23 protein-coding genes are annotated in these 22444 nt (G+C 71.3%); 9 read left to right on the top strand and 14 right to left on the bottom strand.

Annotated features, from left to right (window positions below; translation table 11 throughout):
• Nucleotides 1-38 precede the first annotated feature (38 nt).
• Complete coding sequence (locus OIE74_RS20995; RefSeq protein ID WP_329385937.1) at nucleotides 39-743, top strand: GNAT family N-acetyltransferase; 705 nt, start codon at nucleotides 39-41, stop codon at nucleotides 741-743.
• Here OIE74_RS20995 and OIE74_RS20990 read toward each other — a convergent pair.
• A complete protein-coding gene (locus OIE74_RS20990) occupies nucleotides 722-1216 on the bottom strand; it encodes a GNAT family N-acetyltransferase (protein ID WP_329385935.1) in 495 nt (164 codons plus the stop codon). The genes OIE74_RS20995 and OIE74_RS20990 overlap by 22 nt on opposite strands.
• Nucleotides 1217-1335: 119 nt before the next feature.
• Between OIE74_RS20990 and OIE74_RS20985 the strand changes: the two genes are divergently transcribed.
• On the top strand, nucleotides 1336-1767 hold the full coding sequence (locus OIE74_RS20985; protein ID WP_329385934.1) for a cytidine deaminase family protein: 432 nt from the start codon (nucleotides 1336-1338) through the stop codon (nucleotides 1765-1767).
• Nucleotides 1767-2711 (top strand): aminoglycoside phosphotransferase family protein, encoded by a 945-nt coding sequence (locus OIE74_RS20980; protein WP_329385933.1) that lies wholly within the window; start codon nucleotides 1767-1769, stop codon nucleotides 2709-2711. Before OIE74_RS20985 ends, OIE74_RS20980 begins: the two co-directional genes overlap by 1 nt.
• 6 nt (nucleotides 2712-2717) lie before the next feature.
• Here the strand turns inward: OIE74_RS20980 and OIE74_RS20975 are convergent, their stop codons facing one another.
• Nucleotides 2718-4826: a HelD family protein gene (locus OIE74_RS20975; RefSeq protein ID WP_329385931.1), complete on the bottom strand. Its 2109-nt coding sequence runs from the start codon at nucleotides 4824-4826 to the stop codon at nucleotides 2718-2720.
• Nucleotides 4827-4873: 47 nt separating this feature from the next.
• On the bottom strand, nucleotides 4874-5521 hold the full coding sequence (locus tag OIE74_RS20970) for a TetR/AcrR family transcriptional regulator (protein WP_329385929.1): 648 nt from the start codon (nucleotides 5519-5521) through the stop codon (nucleotides 4874-4876).
• 87 nt (nucleotides 5522-5608) lie between these two features.
• Between OIE74_RS20970 and OIE74_RS20965 the strand changes: the two genes are divergently transcribed.
• Both OIE74_RS20965 and OIE74_RS20960 read left to right on the top strand, forming a co-directional pair.
• On the top strand, nucleotides 5609-6097 hold the full coding sequence (locus OIE74_RS20965) for a MarR family winged helix-turn-helix transcriptional regulator (protein ID WP_329385926.1): 489 nt from the start codon (nucleotides 5609-5611) through the stop codon (nucleotides 6095-6097).
• 107 nt (nucleotides 6098-6204) lie between these two features.
• Nucleotides 6205-7716: an MFS transporter gene (locus OIE74_RS20960; RefSeq protein WP_443076178.1), complete on the top strand. Its 1512-nt coding sequence runs from the start codon at nucleotides 6205-6207 to the stop codon at nucleotides 7714-7716.
• Here the strand turns inward: OIE74_RS20960 and OIE74_RS20955 are convergent.
• Genes OIE74_RS20955 through OIE74_RS20945 form a run of 3 tightly spaced genes read right to left on the bottom strand, consistent with a single transcriptional unit; the run spans nucleotide 7697 to nucleotide 10652 of the window.
• Nucleotides 7697-8230 (bottom strand): GNAT family N-acetyltransferase, encoded by a 534-nt coding sequence (locus OIE74_RS20955; protein ID WP_329385924.1) that lies wholly within the window; start codon nucleotides 8228-8230, stop codon nucleotides 7697-7699. The genes OIE74_RS20960 and OIE74_RS20955 overlap by 20 nt on opposite strands.
• A gap of 25 nt (nucleotides 8231-8255) precedes the next feature.
• Nucleotides 8256-9809, bottom strand: coding sequence for a carboxylesterase/lipase family protein (locus OIE74_RS20950; protein ID WP_329385922.1), 1554 nt, complete (start codon nucleotides 9807-9809; stop codon nucleotides 8256-8258).
• A gap of 9 nt (nucleotides 9810-9818) precedes the next feature.
• Nucleotides 9819-10652 carry a TetR/AcrR family transcriptional regulator gene (locus OIE74_RS20945; RefSeq protein WP_329385920.1) on the bottom strand — a complete coding sequence of 278 codons (834 nt, stop codon included), beginning with the start codon at nucleotides 10650-10652 and terminating at the stop codon, nucleotides 9819-9821.
• 106 nt (nucleotides 10653-10758) lie between these two features.
• On the opposite strand from OIE74_RS20945, the gene OIE74_RS20940 reads away from it, so the two are divergent.
• Together OIE74_RS20940 and OIE74_RS20935 are read left to right on the top strand one after the other, a co-directional pair.
• The gene (locus OIE74_RS20940; RefSeq protein WP_329385918.1) at nucleotides 10759-11763 is read left to right on the top strand and encodes an ATP-binding cassette domain-containing protein; all 1005 of its coding nucleotides are present in this window, start codon (nucleotides 10759-10761) and stop codon (nucleotides 11761-11763) included.
• A 10-nt stretch (nucleotides 11764-11773) separates the two neighbouring features.
• Nucleotides 11774-12544, top strand: a complete 771-nt coding sequence (locus tag OIE74_RS20935; RefSeq protein ID WP_329392369.1) for an ABC transporter permease — start codon at nucleotides 11774-11776, stop codon at nucleotides 12542-12544.
• Nucleotides 12545-12572: 28 nt separating this feature from the next.
• Here the strand turns inward: OIE74_RS20935 and OIE74_RS20930 are convergent, their stop codons facing one another.
• The 3 genes from OIE74_RS20930 to OIE74_RS20920 all read right to left on the bottom strand — a co-directional run bounded on the left by OIE74_RS20930 (nucleotide 12573) and on the right by OIE74_RS20920 (nucleotide 16887).
• Nucleotides 12573-14753, bottom strand: a complete 2181-nt coding sequence (locus OIE74_RS20930; RefSeq protein WP_329385916.1) for an aminoglycoside phosphotransferase family protein — start codon at nucleotides 14751-14753, stop codon at nucleotides 12573-12575.
• Nucleotides 14754-14950: 197 nt separating this feature from the next.
• A complete protein-coding gene (locus tag OIE74_RS20925; RefSeq protein WP_329385914.1) occupies nucleotides 14951-15679 on the bottom strand; it encodes an HAD family hydrolase in 729 nt (242 codons plus the stop codon).
• 317 nt (nucleotides 15680-15996) lie between these two features.
• The gene (locus tag OIE74_RS20920; RefSeq protein WP_329385912.1) at nucleotides 15997-16887 is read right to left on the bottom strand and encodes a GntR family transcriptional regulator; all 891 of its coding nucleotides are present in this window, start codon (nucleotides 16885-16887) and stop codon (nucleotides 15997-15999) included.
• Between the two features lie 247 nt (nucleotides 16888-17134).
• Here OIE74_RS20920 and OIE74_RS20915 point away from each other — a divergent pair, with 247 nt between their 5' ends.
• On the top strand, nucleotides 17135-17305 hold the full coding sequence (locus OIE74_RS20915) for a hypothetical protein (RefSeq protein WP_329385910.1): 171 nt from the start codon (nucleotides 17135-17137) through the stop codon (nucleotides 17303-17305).
• 40 nt (nucleotides 17306-17345) lie between these two features.
• Here OIE74_RS20915 and OIE74_RS20910 read toward each other — a convergent pair whose 3' ends face one another.
• The 3 genes from OIE74_RS20910 to OIE74_RS20900 all read right to left on the bottom strand — a co-directional run bounded on the left by OIE74_RS20910 (nucleotide 17346) and on the right by OIE74_RS20900 (nucleotide 20305).
• On the bottom strand, nucleotides 17346-18593 hold the full coding sequence (locus OIE74_RS20910; protein ID WP_329385908.1) for a GNAT family N-acetyltransferase: 1248 nt from the start codon (nucleotides 18591-18593) through the stop codon (nucleotides 17346-17348).
• Nucleotides 18594-18661: 68 nt separating this feature from the next.
• The gene (locus OIE74_RS20905; RefSeq protein WP_329385906.1) at nucleotides 18662-19666 is read right to left on the bottom strand and encodes an asparaginase; all 1005 of its coding nucleotides are present in this window, start codon (nucleotides 19664-19666) and stop codon (nucleotides 18662-18664) included.
• 45 nt (nucleotides 19667-19711) lie between these two features.
• The gene (locus OIE74_RS20900) at nucleotides 19712-20305 is read right to left on the bottom strand and encodes an RsiG family protein (RefSeq protein WP_329385903.1); all 594 of its coding nucleotides are present in this window, start codon (nucleotides 20303-20305) and stop codon (nucleotides 19712-19714) included.
• A gap of 125 nt (nucleotides 20306-20430) precedes the next feature.
• Between OIE74_RS20900 and dtd the strand changes: the two genes are divergently transcribed.
• Nucleotides 20431-20868 carry a D-aminoacyl-tRNA deacylase gene (gene dtd, locus OIE74_RS20895; RefSeq protein ID WP_329385900.1) on the top strand — a complete coding sequence of 146 codons (438 nt, stop codon included), beginning with the start codon at nucleotides 20431-20433 and terminating at the stop codon, nucleotides 20866-20868.
• 64 nt (nucleotides 20869-20932) lie between these two features.
• Here dtd and ygfZ read toward each other — a convergent pair whose 3' ends face one another.
• Together ygfZ and OIE74_RS20885 are read right to left on the bottom strand one after the other, a co-directional pair.
• The gene (gene ygfZ, locus OIE74_RS20890; protein WP_329385897.1) at nucleotides 20933-21913 is read right to left on the bottom strand and encodes a CAF17-like 4Fe-4S cluster assembly/insertion protein YgfZ; all 981 of its coding nucleotides are present in this window, start codon (nucleotides 21911-21913) and stop codon (nucleotides 20933-20935) included.
• Between the two features lie 51 nt (nucleotides 21914-21964).
• Entirely contained in the window at nucleotides 21965-22402 is a 438-nt protein-coding gene (locus OIE74_RS20885; protein WP_329385894.1) for a Fur family transcriptional regulator, read from the bottom strand.
• Between the last annotated feature and the right edge of the window lie 42 nt (nucleotides 22403-22444).

Below are 22444 nucleotides of genomic sequence, written 5' to 3'. Positions count from 1 at the left end.
CGTCGCGGCACGCTCGCGTTCCGTCCTACCGTTGCCGCATGGACGACGTCACCGCTCGGGCGTGCGCGCTGTGGACCGAACTCGCCGGTGTTCAGGTCGAGTTCGGTTCCCCCGCCGGTGTCGTGGTCGCGCCCGGCTCGCTGCTCTGTCCGCCGGGGTGGGCCGGGATCGTACGGATCGGCGACGCCGCCGTCGTCACCGCGCCCGACGTGCGGGGCGCCCAGGCGATGCGCGAGGCGGCGGGGAAGCTGTCGTGCGCGGAACTGGTCGACCCGGCCCGGCTCAGCGAGGCGCTGAGCGGTAGGGCCCCGGTGCTCGACGTGCTGGGGCCTGCCGCGCTCTTCTACCTGGAGCGGGACGGGTTCGTGCCCGGGTCTCCTGGGCGGGTGGAGAAGGGCGACTCCGCGCCGGCCGCCCTGCTGGCCGCCGTCGGGACGGCCGACGCGGACGAGAGCGGGCTGGGTGAGATCACCTCGCCGGCGTTCCTGCTGCGCGAGGGCGAGGATGTGGTGGCGGCGGCCGGTTACCTGGTCTGGCCGCGGGCGGTCGCCCATCTGTGCGTCCTCGTCGCCCCGCACCGGCGCCGCCGGGGCCTGGCCGGGATCGTCGCGTCGGCCGCCGTGTCGCACGCGCTCGGCGCCGGTCTGCTGCCGCAGTGGCGGGCCCGGCCGTACGCCTCGCGGCGGGTGGCGGCGGGCCTCGGATTCCGGGAGCTGGGAACTCAGCTGAGTGTGCGGATGTAGGTCGTCCCCGGGCGCCCGCTGATGTCGATCTCGCCGGTGGGCACGAATCCCGTACGTGTCAGTACGGTGTGCGAGGCCAGGTTGTCGTGGGTCGTCTTGGCGCGCAGTGTGCCGAGCCCGTACGTCTCGGCGGCCAGCACGCAGATCCGCCGGACCGCGTCCGTCGCCAGCCCCCTGCCCGCCGCCTTCTCCGCGATCCGGTAGCCCAGCTCGGCGGTGCCGTCCCGCACGTCGACAAGGTTGACGCGCCCGACTATCTCGTCCGCCGTACCGCCGTCGCGGCTCACCAGCACATGGAAGAAGAGCAGGCCGGCGGCCTGATCGGTGAGCAGATCGCCGAGCCGCTCGGCGAAGGCGGAGAAGTACGAGTCGCCCCGGTCGGGAATCGACGCGGCGAAGTAGGCGCGGTTCTCCAGCTCGAACGCGAGCAGTGCGGGAGCGTGATCGAGTCGGAGCTGCTGAATGTCGGCCATGTCCGGCACGCTACCTGGCCGGGACCAGGTCATGGACAGCAATTTCGCCCGGGTTCGGCGCGGCCCCGACGCCGTATTTCGGTGGGCCGGCCGGGGCAGCCGCGAGTACCGTTCCGCGCGTGACAGCAGACCTCGATCATGAGCTCGTCGACACCGCGACCCGGCTGATCGTCGCCCGCGCCAAGGGCGACGACCACACCGTGGCCTGCGCCGCCCGGGACCGGGACGGCCGGATCGTCACCGGTCTGAACGTCTACCACTTCACCGGTGGCCCCTGCGCCGAGCTGGTCACCATCGGCGCCGCCGCGGCCGTCGGCGCGTACGACCTGGTCACCGTCGTGGCCGTCGGGCGCGACGGGAGCGACGGGCGGAGTGTGCTGCCGCCGTGCGGGCGCTGCCGGCAGGTGCTGCTGGACTACTTCCCGCGCGTCGATGTCATCGTGCCGACAAAGGACGGCCTCCGGACCGTGCCGGTACGGGAGTTGCTGCCGTACGCGTACGAGGTCGCCCGGAACAACCCGGCGGACCCCGGCCCCGAGGACCCCGCGTGATGCACGCCGACGAGGTGCCGACCGACGTGGATCTCGTGCGCCGGCTGCTCGCCGCGCAGTTCCCGCACTGGGCCGGGCTCCCCGTCGAGCACTTCCCGTCCGGCGGCACCGTCAACGCCGTGTACCGGCTCGGCGACGACATGGCCGTACGGCTCCCCCGTATCGAGGGCGGCGTGGCCGACGTGGCGAAGGAACACCGGTGGCTGCCGTGGCTCGCCCCGCGTCTGCCGGTGCCCGTCCCCACCGTCCTCGGCCTGGGCGAGCCCGCCGAGGGCTACCCCTGGCCCTGGTCGGTCAACCGCTGGCTCGACGGTGTGCACCCGGAAGCCGGCCGGCTCGCCCAACCGGGGCCGCTGGCGGCGGACCTGGCCGGCTTCGTCATGGCACTGCGCCCGCTCGACACCACGGACGCGCCGCGCGCCTACCGGAGCGGGCCACTGGCCGAGGACGACGACCCGACCCGCGCCGCCCTCTCCGACCTGCGCGAGCTGGGCGAGCTGGGCGACCGGGGTGAACTGGGCGACCTGGGTGCGGTGGGCGGGACCATCGACATCGAAGCGGCGACCGCCGCCTGGGACGCCGATCTGCGCGCACCCGACTGGGACGGCCCACCCGTCTGGGTCCACTCCGATCTGATGCCGGACAATCTGCTGGTGGACGGCGGACGGCTCAGCGGTGTCATCGACTTCGGCACGATGGGGGTGGGTGACCCCGCCTCCGACCTGATCCCCGCCTGGAACCTCTTCCCGGCCGGCGTACGGGACGGCTTCCGCACTGCCCTGGCCGCCGACGACGCGACGTGGGCGCGAGGTCGCGGCCGGGCGCTGTCGATGGCGCTGATCCAGCTCCCGTACTACCTGCACACGAACCCGCGGATCGCGGCCAACGCCCGCCATGTGATCCGTGAGGTCCTGGCCGACCACCGCGCCCGCAGCGCCAAGTAGGCAGCTTCAGAAGGGCAGTTCCGCGCTGTGCAGCACATGCAGCCGGGACACCGCCCGCGTCAGCACCACGTACAGCCGGTGCGCGCCGCGTCGTTCGGACGCCACGATCGTGGCCGGTTCGACGGCCACCACGTGGTCGTATTCCAGACCCTTGGCGAGCGAGGCGGCCAACAGCGTGACGCGGGCGCCCAGTTCGCCGGGTGACGCGGGTGCAAGACCCGCGGCGGTCAGTGCCTCGCGCAGCCGCGCCAGATCGGTGTCGGCGGCGATGACGGCGACCGACCCCTCGTACGGCAGCGCCGCACGGACCGCGTCCACCACGGCCGCACCCATCCCCGCCGCCTCCCGCACCCTCTCGATCCGCAGGTCACCGTCCGCGCGCAGGGACGTGGCGGGCGGTACGTCCACCCCCAGGGTGGAGAGCAGCCGGTTCGTCAGCGCCACGATCGCCCCGGGCACCCGGAATCCGACGGTCAGTTGGGCCACCGAGGCGTCGGGCGCCCCCAGATGCGCCAGGTGCTCCCGCCAACCGCGGGCGGCCCACGGGGTGGTGCCCTGCGCCAGATCGCCGAGCACGGTCAGCGAGCCGAATCCGGCGCGGCGGGCGATGGCGCGGCACTGCATCGGGGAGAGGTCCTGCGCCTCGTCCACCACGATGTGGCCGTAGCTCTCCTGGCGTTCGAGAAGCCCCGCCACCTCGTCCAGGAGCAGCAGATCGGCCGCCGACCACGGGACCGTACGCGCGGAACGGCGCCGCGTCCACCTCAGCGCGCCCCGCTCGTCCGCGTCGAGGATGCCGTCGGCCGGACCCGCCGGCCCGTCCGGATCGGACAGCAGCTCCGCCACGACCTCCTCCGGGCTCACCTTCGGCCAGACCTCGTCCACGAACGCGGACACCGGCCGGGCGCGGGAGATCCTCTGGAGCCAGGCGTTGTTCATGACCCCCGCGCGCCGCTCGGCCTGCCGCTGGATCAGCCGTACGGCGCGGGTGCGGACGCGCTCGCGGCCGATCGCGTACGGCGGTGCCTCCTCCCGTACGTCGGCGACGATCCGTGCCAGCTCCGCCACCGGAACCCGCCAGCGGTACGAACCGTCGGGCACCTCAAGGGAGTTGGCGGGGGTACGCACCCGCCCGTACAGCGCGCGGTGCAGCACGGCCGCCATCCGCACGTCGTGTTTGACGAGCGCCGTGGCCGCGTCGTCCTCGGCCCGGACCGGGTGGCGGGCGACCTCGTCCTCGATCGTGGACTGGCGGACACCCGTCTCGCCAAGTGAGGGCAGGACCTCGGAGATGTACGAGAGGAAGGTGCGGTTGGGCCCGAGGATGAGCAGTCCGCCGCGCTTGATCCGGTCGGGGTGGGTGTAGAGGAGGTACGCGGCACGGTGCAGGCCGACTGCGGTCTTGCCGGTGCCGGGGGCGCCCTGGACGCAGACGGACACGGCGACCTCGTCGCGTACGAGATCGTCCTGCTCGGGCTGGATGGTGGCCACGATGTCGCGCATCGGGCCGACGCGGGGGCGCTCGATCTCACCGGCGAGGATCGCGCCGGGGGCGGTGTTCGCGCGTACGGTGCCGGGCCCGGCCCGCCGGAGGACTTCGTCCTCCAGGCCCGTCAGGTCCTCCGACAGTCCCTTGCTCCACGGCGCCCAGCCGAACCGGCGGCGGACGGCGACGCCCTGCGGGTCGGCGGCGCGGGCCTGGTAGAAGGCCCGCGAGACCGGGGCGCGCCAGTCGATCACGAGGGGCGGGGACGCGGGGTGTTCGCTGACGCGGATACGGCCGATGTGATAGCTCTGCCCGGCGTGATCGCCGGCGCCGGCCTTGGTACCGTCCCCGGTGCCATCGTCCGCGCCGTCCTCCGCGCCGTCCTCCGTCCCGAAGTCCAGCCGCCCGAAGAACAGCGGGCCTTCCGGGAGTTCCGCCAACTCCTTGGCATGGCTGCGGAATTGGTAGCCGAGAACTTCCGCGTCGGCCCCGGAGGCGGAGACGTCCGCGCCGGTGGCGACCCGTTCGTCCGCACCGTCGATCATGCCCTTCAGGGCCGTACGGCAGATGTCGTGGTAGGTCCGCTCTTCGCCGAGCGCATGGCTCAGCTCATGGTCGAGTGACGTCATTCCATCGAGAATAACGCAACCAAGTAAAGTTTGATACCGAGCATCAGTTAGGTTCGGCCGCCGGACGCGAACCCGTCCCGCAGCTGCCCGAACCCCAGCTCCGCCGCCACCACCGCGTCCGGGTACACGCGGTCGGCGCTCTCGCCGGCCGCGATCCGCCGCCAGTTCTCCTCGGCGAGCACCCGCTGCACGGCGACGATCTGCCCGGCCGCGAGCAGCACCCCTACCGGCCCCCCGGGCGCGCCTCCCAGTGCGCCCGCCAACGCCGCCTCCGACCGGCGCTGGTACGCGTACGCCCGCGCGACCAGCGACGGAGTCCCGTACAGCAGGCCATGGAAGGCCAGCACCCGCGGATCGTCGTTGAGCCCGGTCACCGGGTCCCGGCGGGCCAGCCCGTCGGCGAAGTGCGCGTGCAGCGCGTCCAGCGCCGGGCCCGCCCCGCGCGCACCGGTCACCACCCGCGCCGCCTCGTCCTCGTGGTCCGCGAAGCGGTGCAGGACCAGGTCCTCCTTGGTGGGGAAGTAGCGGAACAGCGTCGGTTTCGAGACCTCGGCGGCTGCCGCGATCTCGGCCACCGACACCTTTTCGAAGCCCCTCTCCAGGAAGAGCGCGATCGCCGTTTCGGACAGGCGCTCGTACGTCTGCCGCTTCTTGCGCTCGCGCAGACCGTCCGCCATGTCCGTCGTCTCATCCATGGGCCGAAGGCTACGCAGAGGCCGGGACTCCCTAGCAAATACCCTTCCGGATAATCCGCAACGGGCCGAATTGTTACGCTGATGAACATGACCGCCATGACACCCACCCGCACCGAGCCGGACCTCTCCTACCTCCTCGATCACACCAGCCATGTCCTGCGCACCCGCATGTCGGCCGCGCTCGCCGAGATCGGACTCACCGCGCGGATGCACTGCGTTCTGGTGCACGCGCTGGAGGAGGAGCGCACCCAGATCCAGCTCGCCGAGATCGGCGACATGGACAAGACGACGATGGTCGTCACCGTGGACGCCCTGGAGAAGGCCGGACTCGCCGAGCGCAAGCCGTCAAGCACGGACCGGCGCGCGCGGATCATCGCCGTCACGGAGGAGGGCGCCCGGCTCGCCGTACGGAGCCAGGAGATCGTCGACAACGTGCACCGGCAGGCGCTGGCGGGGCTCTCGGACGGTGACCGCGAGACCTTGCTGCGGTTCATGAACGCCCTGGCCGAGGGGGAGTTGGCCGCCGCGTCCGAGACTCCGAGGACGGCACGGCGGGCGCGACAGCGCGAGAAGTAGGCAGCCGAGCGCCAAGGAACTTCCGAGAAAGATAGTCTGCAACAGAACTATCCATTAAGGTCTCACCTGTCGGCCCATCGAGGCGATCCATCGACAGGAGAGACCCCATGCCCGAGTCAGCCACGGTCGCAGGCAAAAGCAGCGGCACGCCAGCAGACACCGCACGCGCGCTCGCCCTCGGCGTCCTCGCCTCCGGCATGCTGATGATCGTCCTCGACGGTTCCATCGTCACCGTCGCGATGCCCGCCATCCAGGACGACCTCGGCTTCACCCCGGCGGGCCTGAGCTGGGTCGTGAACGCGTATCTGATCGCGTTCGGCAGCCTGCTGCTCCTGGCCGGGCGGCTCGGCGATCTGCTGGGACGCAAGCGCGTGTTCCTCGCGGGTACGGGTGTGTTCACCGCCGCCTCACTCCTGGCGGGTGTCGCCACCTCGCCCGCCGTACTGATCGCGGCGCGTTTCCTGCAAGGCGTCGGCAGCGCGATGGCGGCGGCGGTCAGCCTCGGCATCCTCATCACGCTCTTCACCGAGCCGGCGGAACGGGCCAGGGCCATCGCCGTCTTCAGTTTCACCGGCGCGGCCGGAGCCTCCATCGGCCAGGTGGCGGGCGGGCTCCTCACCGACGCACTGAACTGGCACTGGATCTTCTTCATCAACCTGCCCATCGGGCTCGCCGCCCTCGCGCTCGCCGTCCGCGTCCTGCCCGGCGACAGAGGCACAGGCACCGGCACCAGCACGAGCACCGGCACCAGCACCGGCGCGGGCAAGAGCACCGGCACGGGCAGGCGCACGCGCGGCCTCGCCGCCGGCGCCGACGTCAGCGGCGCGCTGCTCATCACGGCGGGCCTGATGCTGGGCATCTACACCGTCGTCAAGGTCGAGCGGTACGGCTGGGTCTCGGCGCACACCCTGGGTCTCGGCGCCCTCGCCGCCGCCCTCGTCGGCGCGTTCGTCGCCCGCCAGGCGACCGCCGCGACCCCGCTCATGCCCCTGCGGATCTTCCGTTCGCGCGCTGTCGTCGGAGCCAACGCGGTTCAGATGCTGATGGTCGCCGCGCTGTTCTCGTTCCAGATCATCCTGGCGCTGCACCTCCAGCGGGTGCTCGGTTACGGCGCCGGCGAGACCGGCCTCGCGATGCTGCCCGCCGCGATCGTCATCGGCGCCGTGTCACTGGGCGTCTCCGCCCGGCTCAACGCCCGCTTCGGCGAGCGCAACGTCCTGCTGACCGGCCTCCTGCTGCTGATCACCCTCCTCGTACTGCTCACCCGGATACCCGCCGACGCGACCTACACGACCGACGTGCTGCCCCTGATGCCGCTCGCCGCCGGCTTCGGGCTGGCCCTACCCGCGCTGACGTCGCTCGGGATGTCCGACGCGGGAGAGGAGGACGCGGGGCTCGCCTCCGGGCTGTTCAACACGACCCAGCAGATCGGGATGGCGGTGGGCGTCGCCGTCCTGTCGACGCTGGCGGCCTCGCGGAGCGAGCGCCTGCTCGCGGGCGGCGCGAGCGAGGCCGAGGCGCTGACCTCCGGCTACCACCTGGCTTTCGGCGTCGGGGCCGGACTGCTCGTGACCGCGTTCGTGGTGGCGTACGCGGTGCTCAGGCCTCGTACTCGCTGAGGTCGATGGTGTGGATGTTCAGCGCGAAGCCGTACTCCGGGTGCTTCGTCTCCCGGTCGAGGACCATGTCCAGCTTGCGGAGCACGTTCTCGGACAGGTCGTCGCCCAGCCGGTTCACGGCGACGAGACGCTCAAGCCCCCGGTCCTGGAGGGCGAACTCCAGTACGGCGTGGGCGGCTTCGGAGGCGTAACCCTGGCCCCAGAACTGGGCGCCGAGCCGCCAGCTGATCTCCACGTCGGGCAGTACCTCGGGCAGATACTCCGGTACGGAGAGGCCGGCGAAGCCGATCAGTTCGCCCGAGGCGAGCAGTTCGACGGCGAAGAGCCCGAAGCCCTCCTCGTCCCACTCCTCCTCCCAGCGCTCGACGGCCTCGGCGGTCTCGTCCAGGTCGCGGACCGAGCCGTCGCCGACCCAGCGCATGACCTGCGGGTCCGAGTTGATCTCGGCCATGGGGGCGAGGTCGTCGTCGGTCCAGCGGCGGAGGAGGAGGCGGGGCGTGCGGATCTCGGTCATGCGCCCATCCTGTCAGGGGTGGTGGTCAGGGGTGTACGGCCCTGTAGTCGACGCCCCGCCACGCGGCACGGAAGGCGTCGTGCGCACTGGCGTCGTACGCACCGGCGTCGTGCGCGTCACCGTCGTGCGCGTCACCGTCGTGCGCGTCCCCCGTCCCCCAGATCCGTACGGTGTCCGCCTCGCCGCCCGCGTCGCCGTCCGCGTCCAGTGGCTGCCAGCCCGGATCCCCCGTCGCGGCGAAGTCCGCCCACGCCCGGACCATACGGCGCGACAGTTCGTGGTCCTCGGCCGACGGCGGGCCGCCGATCAGGAAGGCGAGTTCGGGCACGTCGAGGGTGCCGAAGACGAACGGGACGTCGGCGCAGTGCCAGGGGTGCACGACTCCGCTCTCCGTGACGCGCCGCCTGGCGAAGCGGGAGAGATACGTCCTGCGGCCCGCGCCGGCATGCCGCTCGGCGAGGCGGCTGCTGTACTCGGCGAAGGACATGTCGCCGTAGATCGCGAGGTACAGGTCGAGCACCGGCGCGTCGGGCAGCAGCGCCCGGTAGGCCGGTACGAGATCGTCTGGCAGCCCGAAGTCCCGTGCGAAGGCGTCGAGTTGACCGTCCGTCGTGATCTTCTTGCTGCTGCCGACCGCGTCCATCAGCCAGTACTCCTCCGTCGTGTGGCAGACGAGGAGGTCGACGTCGGCGCGGTCCGCCGCGTCGGCGGCGAGCGGGTCGGCGGGCAGCGACTCGCCGTCGGCGACCGGGCCGTAGAGCACCGGGTCGTAGTGCCGTGCCCCCGCCGCCGGGTCCTCGCGCAGACGGGCGACGACCTGGTCGGAGGCGTGGACCAGGTCGTACGGGGACGCCGCCGTCAACCCGTCGGCCGTGGCCGGGACTCCGGCGGCGTCCGCCACCAACCGGGTGGTGTCGGCGGCGAGTTGGCGCGGGTAGACCGGGCCGACCGCGCTGTGCGCGACGGCGCGGTGGAACAGCCCGCGCGCCCGCTCCATCACCGTCAGACACGCCACGGACGCCGCCCCCGCCGACTGCCCGGCGACGGTGACGTTGGCGGGGTCGCCGCCGAAGGCCGCGATGTTGTCGCGCACCCACTCCAGGGCGGCGATCTGGTCGAGCAGACCGCGGTTGTCGGGACGGTCGGAGCCGGGGATGTGGCCGAACCCCTCAAAGCCGAGCCGGTAGTTGAGGGTGACGACGACCAGCCCGGCGCGGACCAGGGCCGTACCGTCGAAGTCGGGCTGGGCCGACGAGCCGAAGGTGTACGCGCCGCCGTGGATCCAGACGAGCACGGGCCGCTTCCCCGCCGCGTTCCCGGCCGTCCAGACGTTCAGGTTGAGCACGTCCTCGTCGCCGGGTGACCACGCGGGCGATCCCGGGAGCTCCGCCGACTGCGGCACGATCGGCCCGAAGCCGGCGCACTCCCGTACGCCCTGCCACGGGGTCGCGGGGCGGGGGGCGTTGAAGCGGTCGGCTCCGAACGGCGGTGCGGCGTACGGGATGCCGAGCACCGCGACGACATCGGGGGCGGTCCGACGCCCCCGTACCCGCCCGTTCACCGTCTGAAAGAGATCCACGCCCGCACCTTACGGAATGCGCGCCCCGCCGACGCCACTGTTTCCGCCCACGCCGCTGTCCCCGCCGCGCTCCCGTACGAGCACCTCGATGCCGTCCAGGATGCGTTCGAGTCCGAAGGTGAACTCGTGGTCCGGGCTCTCCGGTTCGTCCGGGATCTCCATCACCCCGGACGCCAGCATCTCCGCGACGGACGGGTAGCGCGCGGGGTCGGCCAGTTTCTGGATCGTGCGCCCGTAGCGGGCGAGCACGACGTCCGCCGGCTTGCCGCTGGCCGTCACGGCTGCCGCCAGGTCGGCCATCAGCGTCGTTTCGTGCCGTACGTAGCCGTTGACCAGCAGAATCACCGACAGCTTCTCGCCCCAGTCGAGCCGCGTCCCCTCCAGCGCCACCAGCCCCGACTCCCACCAGGCCACCATCCGGGGAGTGGCGGGCGGGCTGGAGACGGGGATACGGAGCGCCCACAGGTTCTCGTAGAAGATCCCGCGCATCGCCCAGGCCCATTCCGCCATCGCCGTGCGCCAGTCGGTGCCCGGCGGTGGGGGTGCCGGCGGGTCACCGATGATCGCCTCCTGCATCAGCACGTACAGCTCGTCCTTGGCCGCCACGTACCGGTAGAGCGACATCGGCGAGACGCCGAGCTTCTTGGCGACCCGGCCCATCGAGACGGCGGGCAGCCCTTCGGTCGTGGCGACGGTGACGGCCGTGTCGACGATCCGCTGAAGGGTGAGGCCGGGCTTACGGCCCTTGGTCGGGCGTTCGCGCAGGCCCCAGGCGGCTTCGATGCTGGCCGGCAGCCCGGTGTCTCCCGTGCTGTCGCCGTTCCCGTCGTTCTCGCCCGTCACGTCTCTTTCCTCCCCGTCCTGCCTGCCCGCGCTTGACGCCATCCTAGTTATGCGTAACCCTTACACATCAAGCGTAAGGCATACGCATAACGGAGGAGCGGCGGCCATGAGTCCCCAGAAGCAACGCGATACACGCGGCGAACGCGGCACACACGGCACACACGGCACACGAGCCATCAGCGCCATCGGTCTGGAGAAGTCCTACGGGCGTGGGGACGGGCGGGTGAAGGTGCTCGACGGCATCGATCTCACCGTCGAGCGCGGCACGGTCTTCGCCCTGCTCGGCCCCAACGGCGCGGGCAAGACGACCGCCGTCCGGATCCTCGCCACGCTCGCCGACGCCGACAACGGCACGGCCAGGGTGGCGGGTTACGACGTACGGACCCAGCGCCGCCAGGTGCGTAGGGCGGTCAGCCTGACCGGCCAGTTCGCCTCGGTCGACGAGAAACAGACCGGCGAGGAGAACCTGCGCATGATGGCGCGCCTCGGCGGTCTCTCACGCGCGGCGGCGCGCGGCCGCGCCGCGGAACTGCTGGAGCGGTTCGGTCTGACGGCCGCGGGGCGGCGGCTCACCGGCACGTACTCGGGCGGTATGCGGCGGCGGCTCGATCTGGCCGCCGGACTGGTCGGCGAACCGGAGGTGATCTTCCTGGACGAGCCGACGACCGGGCTCGACCCGCGCAGCCGCCAGGAGCTGTGGCAGGTGGTGCGCGATCTCTCGGCGGGCGGCTCCACGGTCTTCCTCACCACCCAATACCTGGAGGAGGCCGACCAGTTGTCGGACCGTATCGCCGTGCTCGACGCGGGCCGGGTGGCCGCCGAGGGCACCGCGGCGGAGCTGAAGGCCCGGGTCGCCGGCCATCGTCTCGATGTGGTGGTCGCCGACGCGGCGGCGTACGAGCGCCTCGCGCCCCTCGCCGTACAGCGGTCGGCCGACACGCTCACGCTCGGCCTGCCGACGGACGGCACGGCGACGCGGGTACGGGCGCTGCTGGACGAGATCGACCCGGCACGCCGGGACGTCGTGAGCTTCAGGGTGCACAGCGCCTCGCTCGACGACGTATTCATGGCCCTGACCGGCCGCACCACCGCGGAGCCGGCCCATGTCTGACCCGGCGACGATGTCCCCGGCCGGCCGGGTGCTGAACAACTCCCTGGTGATGACGGCCCGTTCGACCCGGCTCAGCAGCCGTAACGTCGATGCCATCTTCACCTCGCTCATGCTGCCGGTCATGCTGATGCTGATCTTCGTCTATCTCTTCGGCGGCGCGATCAGTACCGGCACGGGCGATCCGTACGTCGCCTACGTCGTCCCCGGCGTCCTGCTGCTCTGCGCCGGTTTCGGCTCGTCCGGCACAGCCGTGGGCGTCAGCGAGGACATGAAGGGCGGCATCATCGACCGCCTGCGCTCGCTCGACGTCGGAGGCAGGTCGATCCTCGCCGGCCATGTCGCTTCGAGCGCGGTCCGCAACATCGTCTCGACGGTCCTGGTCCTCGGCGTGGCGCTCCTGATCGGCTTCCGCCCCTCCCCCACCCTCCCGGCCGCCCTCGCGGCGGCGGGCCTGCTGCTCGCCTTCATCCTGGCGATCTCCTGGCTGGCGGCGGCGGTGGGCCTGCTGACCCGCTCCCCGGAGGCGGCGGGGGCGTTCTCGTTCTTCATGATGTTCCTGACATACCCGAGCAGCACGTTCGCCCCGATCGCCACGATGCCGCCCTGGATCCACGGCTTCGCCTACAACCAGCCGGTCACCCCATTGATCGAATCCCTCCGCGGCCTCCTCCTGAACCAGCCGGTGGGCACGGATCCGTGGGTGGCACTGGGCTGGTGCGGGGGGATTCTGCTGGTGGCGGTGGGGGTCTCGGGGCGGCTGTTCAGGAGCCGGACGGCGTGACGGCGAGACGCACTCGACGACCCGACGCTCAGCCGTCCGCCCCGATCAGGTCAACGCCCGGCAGGTCCAGCGCGAGATACCGATGGTCGAGGTGCCTGGTCCGCAGCCCCAGCGAGGCGGTGGCGCCGGAGAGGGTCAGGGAGTACGAGTCGACCGCCCTGCGGACGTTGGGCGTGTCGAGGCTCTCGCCGGTGAGCAGCCGGTCGAGGTCGATGTAGGCGGAGCGGACGATCTCCATCCAGCGGTAGAACCGCCAGTCCTCCTCCCAGCCCTTGGTGTACTGCGAGTCCAGCTTCCCGTACCACCGGCGGAACATCCGCTCCCTGGTCTGCGGGCCGTGCGGGGTGAGATGGAGATGCCTTACGAGGTCGTAGAGGGGATCGCCGACCACGGCCATCTCCCAGTCGATGATCGTCAGGCTGTCGCGCTTCTCGTTCCTGATGAGATTCCACGGGTTGAGGTCACCGTGCAGCAGCACCCGCTTCCGGGGCGCGACGAAGGTGTGGGTGAGGAGTTCCCTGAGCCGGTTCGCGTTGGGCAGACCGAGCACCGCCGCACGGCGCAGCGACTCCCTGGGCAGGCCGGCGACCATGTCGATGAGCCGGCCGCTCAGCCACTGGTAGAAGTCGCCGTGCGCCACGTCGGGGCCGAGCCCGTGGGTCGGAACGTCCGTCAGCGCGCACAGCTGGTCGACCAGGTCGTCCGCCTCGCGGAGGCTGAGCCCGTCGGCGGGATGCTCGGGCGGATGGGCGCCGCCGACGGGCCCGACGTACGAGTGGATGACGAACCGGTCGTCGCCGCCGCTGGTGCCACGGGCCAGTACCTCGGGCGCGCGCACCCGGGGCCGGACGGATTCGAGCGCCTGGAGGACCCGATGCTCGTCGAGGAAGCCGCGCTCCCGGCGGTTGCCGCCGTCGAGCCTGCGCCGTACGACCACGGTCTCACCGTCGCGGCCGGCCCGGACGACGGTGTTGAGGTGCCCGGTGCCTTTGAAGACCTGCCCGGCGCCTGCCGCCCCCTCCGCCGACAGCGCCCGTGAGACGGCTTCCAGGGGATATCCGCTCCACCCGTGGACTTCGTCGTCGGGCTCCCAGGGGACGGTACCGACGGGGTGAAGCGCCCGGTCCTCCCGGCCGGGCTGCGAGGCTTCCCAGCGGCGGAGTGCCTTGCTGATCTCCGCGGCCCCCGCGACGCGGCTGAGCCTCAGCGGGCGGCGAGCCAGTTCGAGCGCGGTCTGTACGGCTTCGGTGGCCTTCTTGAGACTGCCGGGCCCGGCGTCGGGGCCCAGCGACTGGGCCGCCCGGATCACATCCGGATAGACGGACTGCGCGCGCTCGAAATCCAGGTAGTGGAGAAGGTCCGTCTCCAGACCGTTCACGGCCTGCGGGCGGGTGTCCGCCACGGCCCGCGCCCACGCTTCCTTGACGTCGTCCCACTGTTCGGCCGGATAGCGCATCCGTACGAGATGGGTGGCGAGGTCGTGCAGCGGATCCCCGTAGGAGGCCAGCTCCCAGTCGACGCAGATCACCGGGGTCCCGGACGGGGATTCGCGGAGAATCAGGTTGTCGCGGTGCAGGTCCGTGTGCAGGAGCCCGAACGGCCTCGCGGACATCGCGGGGACTCTCTCGGCGAAGCCGCTCAGGGCTCCCTCCGGCACCCCGAGGGTGGCGAACAGCCCGCCGAAAGCAGGCCAGTTGGGGCGGCGCACCTGCTGGTCCGTGAGCGCCGCGAGGGTCCGCAGGAAGGAGCGGCTCGCGCCGTCCCGCGGCCAGGACGGGGGCAGCTCGGGCAGATGCCGGCGGCGAACGGTGGTCATCTCCGCCAGCAGGCCGGCGACCGCCCGGAGCAGCCCGGCGTCAAGGATCTGGCCGTCGGAGGAGACCGCGGAGAGCGGGACGCCTTCCACATAGGTGTGCACGGCGAAGTCGCCCATCGTGGCGAGGCATTCGGGGACGTACGCCAGACGGCCCCTGAGCGAACGGAGGATCTCCGGCTCGTCCGGCCAGGTCCGTGGCACGACGGGCAGCGCGGCCGGATTCCTGCGCCGCAGCATGACCTTCGTGCCAGGTTCCAGACCGAGGGTGGCCGCCACTTCCTCGGTCGGCGCCACCAGATAGTTGTCGTTGTGATGGCCTCGCTGTCGAACGCCCTTGTTTTGGGCGTACTCCGCGAAGGTCCTGTGCGGTTCCAACGACTGATATTCGGACACCTGAACTCTGCACCTCACGGGGGAATGCCCACAGAGGTGGTTCTGATTGTTCTACCGACACACGGTGGGGTGCACATCCTAACCGCCAACCCAGGACGCTCAGCGGCCACTTGAATCAGAAACTCCGCCAAGTGAGTGGACGGTTACTCCGGACGGGTCATCGGGTGACCTGACCGGCGAATTCCCGCCAAGCCTCGTCAGATACGAGGAGAACCACCGTTTCTGGCGCCCCCTGGCTTGCGGGCGACCACGTCCAGCATCGGCTTCAGCGAGGAGACGACGGTCGGCGCGCCCGCACCCACGAGCAGGTTCCACTTGCGCTGGTTACGCGCGTAGCCGACGAAGGCGACGCCCGCCTTCCGGGCCGCCACGCAGTCCGCGGGAGTGTCCCCGATCATCAGCGCCCGCTCGGCGGCGACCCCCGTGGAGTCCAGAGCCCGCAGCAGACAGTCCGGGTCCGGCTTGAGCCGGTGGAGGTCGCGCGTACGGCCGTGGATGTGGGGCCCGAAGCAGTCGTCCAGTCCGCGAGCCTCCAGATAACGCTCGACGACGCGGGCCGAGTTGTTGGTCGTGATGGCCAGCCCCAGCCCGCGCGACCTAAGGGCCCGGATCAGCTCGTCCGCGTACTCGGTGGGCTCCGCCGTATCCGTGGCCCGCAGTTCGTGCTCCGTGAGTTGGGCCTCCAGCTCCCCGAGGAATCCGCTGTCCGGAGCGGTGAGCGCGACCGCCCGCAGCACCGCGTGCGGGTCGTCGGAGCCGGCCTCGTCCCTGGTCAGCAGGGATTCCCGGCCCTGTCTGCGGAGCCAGCTCACCAGTTCGGCGGCCACGCGGTGCGCCGGGTATCCGGCGAACAACCCGCAGACGGGGCCGTCGAAGTCGAAGAGCACACACGCCGTCGAGTCGAAGAGCTCGCGCAGGTCAGCCACATCGTTCCGTCCGTCGGCAACAGTCGGTGGTGGGAGTCGGGAGTGCGGATACGTTTCGGCACTTCCCCCCTCCCGTACGGGATGTCTTCTCGGGGCGGCTCGGGCATCGGCGGAACCACGCAAGAACGCTACCCCGTGACCCCCGGATACGGCCCCCAACAGCCCCCCATGCCCCGTGTCTCACCGACGGCCGCCAGCCAACTCCCGGCTGTTCGGCGGCGGTTGGCCGCCGGGCGCGCACGCCCAGGCGGGCGCTGCCGCCGGGCTGGTGAGCGGCCGGGGAAGCGGGCGGCGCCGGATCCCGAACCGGCGGGCCTTCAGACCAGGTTGAGGTCGGTGGCGATGGTTGTCCACAGGGCGTCGAACCAGACCTGCGACTGGCGGACGAACGCGTGGTCCCGGTGGGGCTGCCCGGCCCCCGCCCCGAACGAGAAGAGCGGAGACTCGCCGCCCAGCGTGTCCCACACCGCCACCGGCTTCCGGTTGATCTGCTCCTCGCGCTCCGTGACCCGGTAGTACGCGAACAGCGCCTCCGTGCCGTTGAGGAGATACAGCTTCACCGGAGGGGTGAAGGGCAGCGCCTTGAACTGCACGTCCACGTCGATGTCGTGTGCGGCACCCAGGCCCCGCAGATGGTCACTGAGGACCGTGCCGTGCGCGTTGCGCATCTTCAGCCAGCGGAGATGGACCGGGTCGTCCTCCTCCGGATCGCCGATCATCCGGGGGAAGGCCAGGTCGATGTCCCGGTTGGGCATCAGCACGCGGACCCGGACCGTGGCCGGCGTGGAGTCCCGGGTCGCGATGAGCCTGCGCTGTTCGCCGAAGGCCGCGCTCAGCGACTCCGCGGTGAGGCAGAGGGCGTCTATCCGGACGTCCTGCGCGCCGAAGGCCGCGTCGATCCGGGGCCCCAGCGCGACCATCGTCTCCCGGGGCGTGCCGTCCGCCGCCTCCGTACGGGCTGAGCGGTCGGCGACGCGGGCCGGGGCACCCCGGGTGGGCTCGGTGAGCAGCCCCTCCTCCTGGAGCAGCTTCAGGGCCCCCCGTACGACACTGCGCTGCACCTCGAACTCCTTCACCAGGGCAGCCTGCGTCGGCATGGCGTCACCGACGGCGAGTTCGCCGGAATCCATCCGGTCACGGAGAACCTCCGCCACGTCCTCCGACGTCGGCTTGTCCGTGCCGTTCAGTGCACTGCGTTCAGAGTTCACACAAGAACGTTACAACTTATGGCCATCTCTCGTCAGGTACATGGAGTTGGTTACACCACCCGATAACCGGGAACAACTTCAGTAGTTGGCAACCAAGTTGAAGAACTTGGCGGAACTACTCGCTCCACTCGTCGCCCGTCCACCGTCGTACGGGCTCGCCCCACGCGCTTCCAGTCGCGTCCCTCACGCCACGTGTGCCACGCATCCGCACAGCTCTGAGTTCTCCACTCTGCCTGGAGGGGCCGTCATGCCAGTTCTCACCCTTGTACTCGAGCAAGCCGTCCAGCTGAAATACGGCGTCTTAGGCGCGGGAGCGTTCCTCATGCTCACCGGCGGTATCAAGTTCAGGAGCTCCACCTGCGCCGGAATCGGCGCCGTCGTCCTGGCCCTGCTCTTCATGCAGCCGGGAATGGGCTGACCGCGGGTCGGCCCACCGGGCCGGCCCGTCGGAAGCCGTCTCAGAACAGGTCCGGGCACCACGGTCGGCGGGAGGTGCGGAACAGCGCGTCCGCACGGGACGCCGCGGCCGGCTTCTCCTCCGTCACCGTGCCCAGCGCCGACAGCCGGACCGCCGACTCGTCCCCCAGATACAGCGCGCCCAACTCCCGTACGTCCAGCGTCAGATCCGGCGACTCGGTCGTCGGGGCACAGGTGGTGCCCGTGGCCGTGGTGTCCAGGCGGTAGCGGCCCGAGGCCAGGGACGCGCGGTCGTGGATGTCCAGGACCAGGGTGCCGGGGGCCGCGTACGTACGGGACTCCAGCGCGCGAACGGTGTCCAGGATCCGCACCCACAGATAGTCCGCCTGCGTGACGATCCTGGCCGCGCGTGGGTCCGGGAGGAAGAAGGGCAGCAGGTCGTCCGGGGCGCGTCGCCCCGTGCGGACCGTCTGGATCCAGTCGATCGAGCAGACGTACAGCCACAGCGCCCGCTCCGCCGCCGGCGTCACGGCGATCGCGTCGAGCACCGTCGCCGTGTTCAGCGGCTGCTTGGCGTCGCCCCACACCTCGTCGGCCCGGTACGTCAGCAGGCCCTGGACCTCGCCCGACGCGTCCCGGTACACCGCGTGGAACGGCTCGACCCACGGCACTCCGTGCGGGGTCACCATGCCCGTGAGTACCTGCCACCAGCGCTCGTTGCGGCTGATCACACCGTGCCTGACCGAGCGCAGCCGGTCGTGCAGTTCGGGGCCCAGTTTCCGCGACTCCGCGCCGTCGACCAGGTCGATCCGCCCGCCGTCGTCCGGCTGTCCGCTCCGGCGCGGGTCCAGGCCCGCCCGCGGTACGTCGATCGACCACTCGGTGGTCCAGGCGCCCGGGCCGAAGCCGTACCGCCCGTAGATCGGGTACTCCGCCGCGATCAGCGTGGACACGATGTCGCCGCGCTCCTTCGCCTCCGCCAGATCGTCGTTGATCATCCGGCTGAGCAGCCCGCGGCGGCGGTGCGTGGCCGAGACCGTGACGTTGGAGACGGCGCTGGCCGGCAGCGCGGCGCCGCCGACGGCGGTCAGCTCCTGCGGGAAGGTGCGGTACGTCGCCACGCAGCGGCCGTCGTCGAACGCGCCCCGCGTACGGCTCGGGTCCATGTACGCCCTGCGGTCCTCGACCTCCTTCTCGCTCGGTCCTGGCGGCCTGAGGAAGCCGGTGTTCAGGGCGCGGAGCCAGTCGGGGAAGTCGGATTCGCTGATCACTCGGACGTCTATGGCCATGCTCCGTACGCTAAACACAGGAAGGGTGGGAAGTCCTGCGGATTTCCACCGGCCAGGCGGAAGAGACCTCAGAACACCGCCCGGACCTCGCCCACCTCCGCGTCGCCCCCCAGCAGCGGCGCCCGCCCGATGCGCGCCACCACCGGTCCCTCGACCCCCAGCAGCCCCAGCGCCCGCGCCAGTACCGGCCCCAGCGCCCGCAGGCCGCCGTCGTCCACCTTGAACGCCAGCGCGCGGCCGTCGGCCAGCGCCACCGCCTGCACGGCCTCCGCGCCCATCTTCGACAGCGCGCCGGGCACCTCGCGCATCAGCCAGGTGTCGGCCCTGCGCGTACCGGCCACGTACTCGGGATGCGCGCGCATCGCGTCCGCGACCCGGCGCTCGGCCGTACCGGGCTCCGCGAGTACGAAGTGCCGGAAGGCGCGGGCGAGTCCGGTGAGGCCGATGGCCATCAGCGGGGCACCACAGCCGTCCGTACCGACCGCGGCGACCCGCTCCCCCGACGCCTCCTCGACGACCTCGGCGACAAGACGCTGCAACGGATGGGACGGCTCCAGATACGTACCGAGCTGCCAGCCGTTCCGCGCACAGGCCGCCAGCATCGCCGCGTGCTTGCCCGAGCAGTTCATGGTGACCCGGTCCCTGACCCGCCCCGCCGCCAGATACGTCTCGGCCTCCACCCGGTCCAGCGGCAGATCGGCCGGATTCAGCAGATCGTCCGCCGTCAGTCCCGACTCGGCGAGCATCTTCTGTACGAGATCGAGGTGGAAGGCCTCGCCGGAATGGCTCGCCGCCGCCAACGCCAGCCGCTCACCGGAGAGTTCGACCCCGGCGCGCAGCACGGCCGCGGCCTGGAGGGGCTTGTTGCTGGAGCGCGGAAAGACCGGCACGTCCACGTCGCCGAGCGCGAACTCCACACCGCCGTCCGCCCCGAGCAGCACCAGCGAGCCGCGGTGCCTGCCCTCCACGAAGCCGGACCGCACCACCTCGGCGAGGACCGGAGGAAGGGAATCAGGGGCGGCGGACGGGGATACGGCACCGGCGGCGCCGGTCGTGGTCCTGCGAGTCGTCATCATCGGCCTTCCGGGCGGGGACCGCTACGGAAGGCAGTCATGGCATTACGTGAGCAGGTCGTCTACTTGTGCTTCGCCTTCACGGTACCTGCGCGCGATCTCCGCGCTGCACTCGTCCGCCGTCCGTTGGAGAAGATGCCGCCGCTGCGAAACCTGCTGCTCATGCCGGATCAGCCGGCCCATCGCGGCGTGCAGCTCCTCGTCCGTACGGGCGGCGAGGTCGGAGAGCTCCACCTCGGCGAGCGCCTCGGCGGCCAGCAGCCGGAACTCCTCGTTCCGTGGTGTGGAAAGAGTCACATGCCGGGCCGACGACCTGTGGAGCGAAGGAGTGTCCGCCAGGATCTCGGAGAGCCGGTCGACGACCGGCGTCTCGGGCGCGGCCCGCCGTGCCAGTTCGGCCCGCAGGATGTCGATACGGCCCTGGAGCAGCCGGCGCAGATAGCTGAGATCGGCCTCGTCGCGCGTCGCGTCCCGGCGCAGCGCCCGCAACTCCGGCAGCCCCAGGGCGTTCTCACCGTCCGCCGCCCACTGTGCCGGGGGACGGACCGTCCCCGCACCGGCACCCGGGCCCCTGCCGGACGTCGTACCGCCGGTGATCGGTACAGGACCGGGCGACCGCCCGGCACCAGATGTGCTCATGCGTGCTTACTTCCCCTCTCTCCGCCTGCGTGCATCGTGCCACCCCTGCACGTGCACCTGCAGACGATCTGCACCCGTTCGGCCCTGGATACGGCGGACGACGGGCCCTGGATAGGTTGGTCCGTATGCGAGCAGTGGTGCAGAGAGTCGACGGCGCGAGCGTCGATGTCGTAACGGAGTCGGGGACCGAGACGGTCGGCAGGATCGTCGGCGAGGGGCTGTGTGTGCTGGTGGGGGTCACCCACGAGGACACGAAGGAGAAGGCGGCCCAACTGGCCCGCAAACTCTGGACACTGCGGATTCTCGCGGACGAGAAGTCCTGCTCGGAAGTGAACGCGCCCCTCCTGGTGATTTCTCAGTTCACTCTCTACGGGGACGCCCGCAAGGGCCGCCGCCCCACCTGGAACGCGGCGGCGCCGGGAGCGCTGGCCGAACCGCTGGTCGACGAGGTCGTGGCGCGGCTGCGCGAACTGGGGGCGACCGTGGAGACGGGCAGGTTCGGGGCGGACATGCGGGTCTCGCTCACCAACCACGGCCCGTTCACGGTGCAGTTGGAGATGTGAGCGGGTGGGGCGTGCCACGGCACGTGCCCCACCCGCTCGTGTACGCGTACCGGGAAGGGCCCGCTCAGGCCTCCACGACCGCTTCCTGCGCCGCCGGTGTGTTCCCGGCCAACAGCGGGGCGTCCAGCGGCACATTGCGCTTGATCAGGGCCAGCGCGATCGGCCCCAGCTCGTGGTGGCGGGCCGAGGTCGTGATGAAGCCGAGCTGCCGGCCATCCTCGCCGTCGGCGGCGAGCCGTACGGGCGTACCGTGCCCCGGCAGCACCACCTCGCTCCCGTCCAGATGCAGGAAGACCAGCCGGCGCGGCGGCTTCCCCAGGTTCTGGACGCGCGCGACCGTCTCCTGGCCCCGGTAGCAGCCCTTCTCCAGATGGACGGCGCCGCCGATCAGGCCCACCTCGTGCGGGATGGTGCGGTGGTCGGTCTCGAAGTTCAGCCGCGGCCGATGGCCCTCGACGCGCAGCGCCTCGTACGCGAGGATCCCGGCCGGCGGGCCGTACAGCCGCGCGTACGACTCCAGGTCCGCGCGCGGCAGGAAGATGTCGCGGCCGTACGGCGTCTCCCGTACGACGGCACCGTCCGGCGCCTCCGCGATGGACCCGGCCGGGACATGGACCACGGCGAAGTCGTCCGTACGGTCGGCGACGTCCACGCGGTAGAAGAACTTCATCGACTCCAGATAGGCGATCAGCTCATCGCGCGTACCGGGCTCCACATGCGTCCACACCGTCTCGCCGTCGTCCACGAGATACAGGGCGTGCTCGATGTGGCCGTTCGCGGAGAGGATCAGCGCCTCGGTGGCCCGGCCGGCGGGCAGCTCGCTGACGTGCTGGGTGAGCAGGAGATGGAGCCAGCTCAGCCGGTCCTCGCCGGTGACGGTGACGACACCGTGGTGCGAGAGGTCCACCAGGCCCTTGCCGTCGGCGAGCGCGCGTTGTTCACGGAACAGATCGCCGTAGTGCGCGGCGACACCTTCGTCCTGTCCTTCGGCGGCCACGGCACCGGGCAGGGTGAGGAGCGGGCTGGTCGTTGACTGTCGCTGCATACCGACAAGCGTACGACCCGGCTGAAGGGTACGGCCCGGCGTACGGTCCGGCTACGAATCGCCGCTCGCCGCGCGGGCGGTGCAGTTGCGGCAGCTGCCGAAGATCGCGAAGTGCTTCATGTCCGTCGTGAAGCCGAACGTGTCGCGCAGCTTGTCCGTGAAGTCGGCGGCGACCGAGACGTCCGCCTCGATGACGTTCGTGCAGTCGCGGCAGACCAGATGGATGTGGTGGTGCCGGTCCGCGAGGTGGTACGTCGGCGCGCCGTGCCCCAGATGCGCGTGGGAGACCAGGCCCAGTTCCTCCAGCAGCTCCAGCGTCCGGTAGACGGTGGAGATGTTCACGCCGGACGCCGTCCTGCGTACTTCGCCGAGGATGTCGTCCGGCGTCGCGTGCTCCAGGGTGTCGACGGCTTCGAGGACAAGCTGGCGCTGCGGGGTCAGGCGGTAGCCGCGCTGCCTCAGGTCGCTCTTCCAGTCGGTGCTCACCACGCACCCAGTGTAGGCAGCGCGGGCCGCGATGGGGCCGGTCCG

Source organism: Streptomyces sp. NBC_01716, assembly GCF_036248275.1.
In the GTDB taxonomy this organism is placed as follows: domain Bacteria; phylum Actinomycetota; class Actinomycetes; order Streptomycetales; family Streptomycetaceae; genus Streptomyces.
The sequence above is the reverse complement of the archived record's forward strand: the minus strand, read 5'-3'. Positions and strand labels throughout refer to the sequence as shown.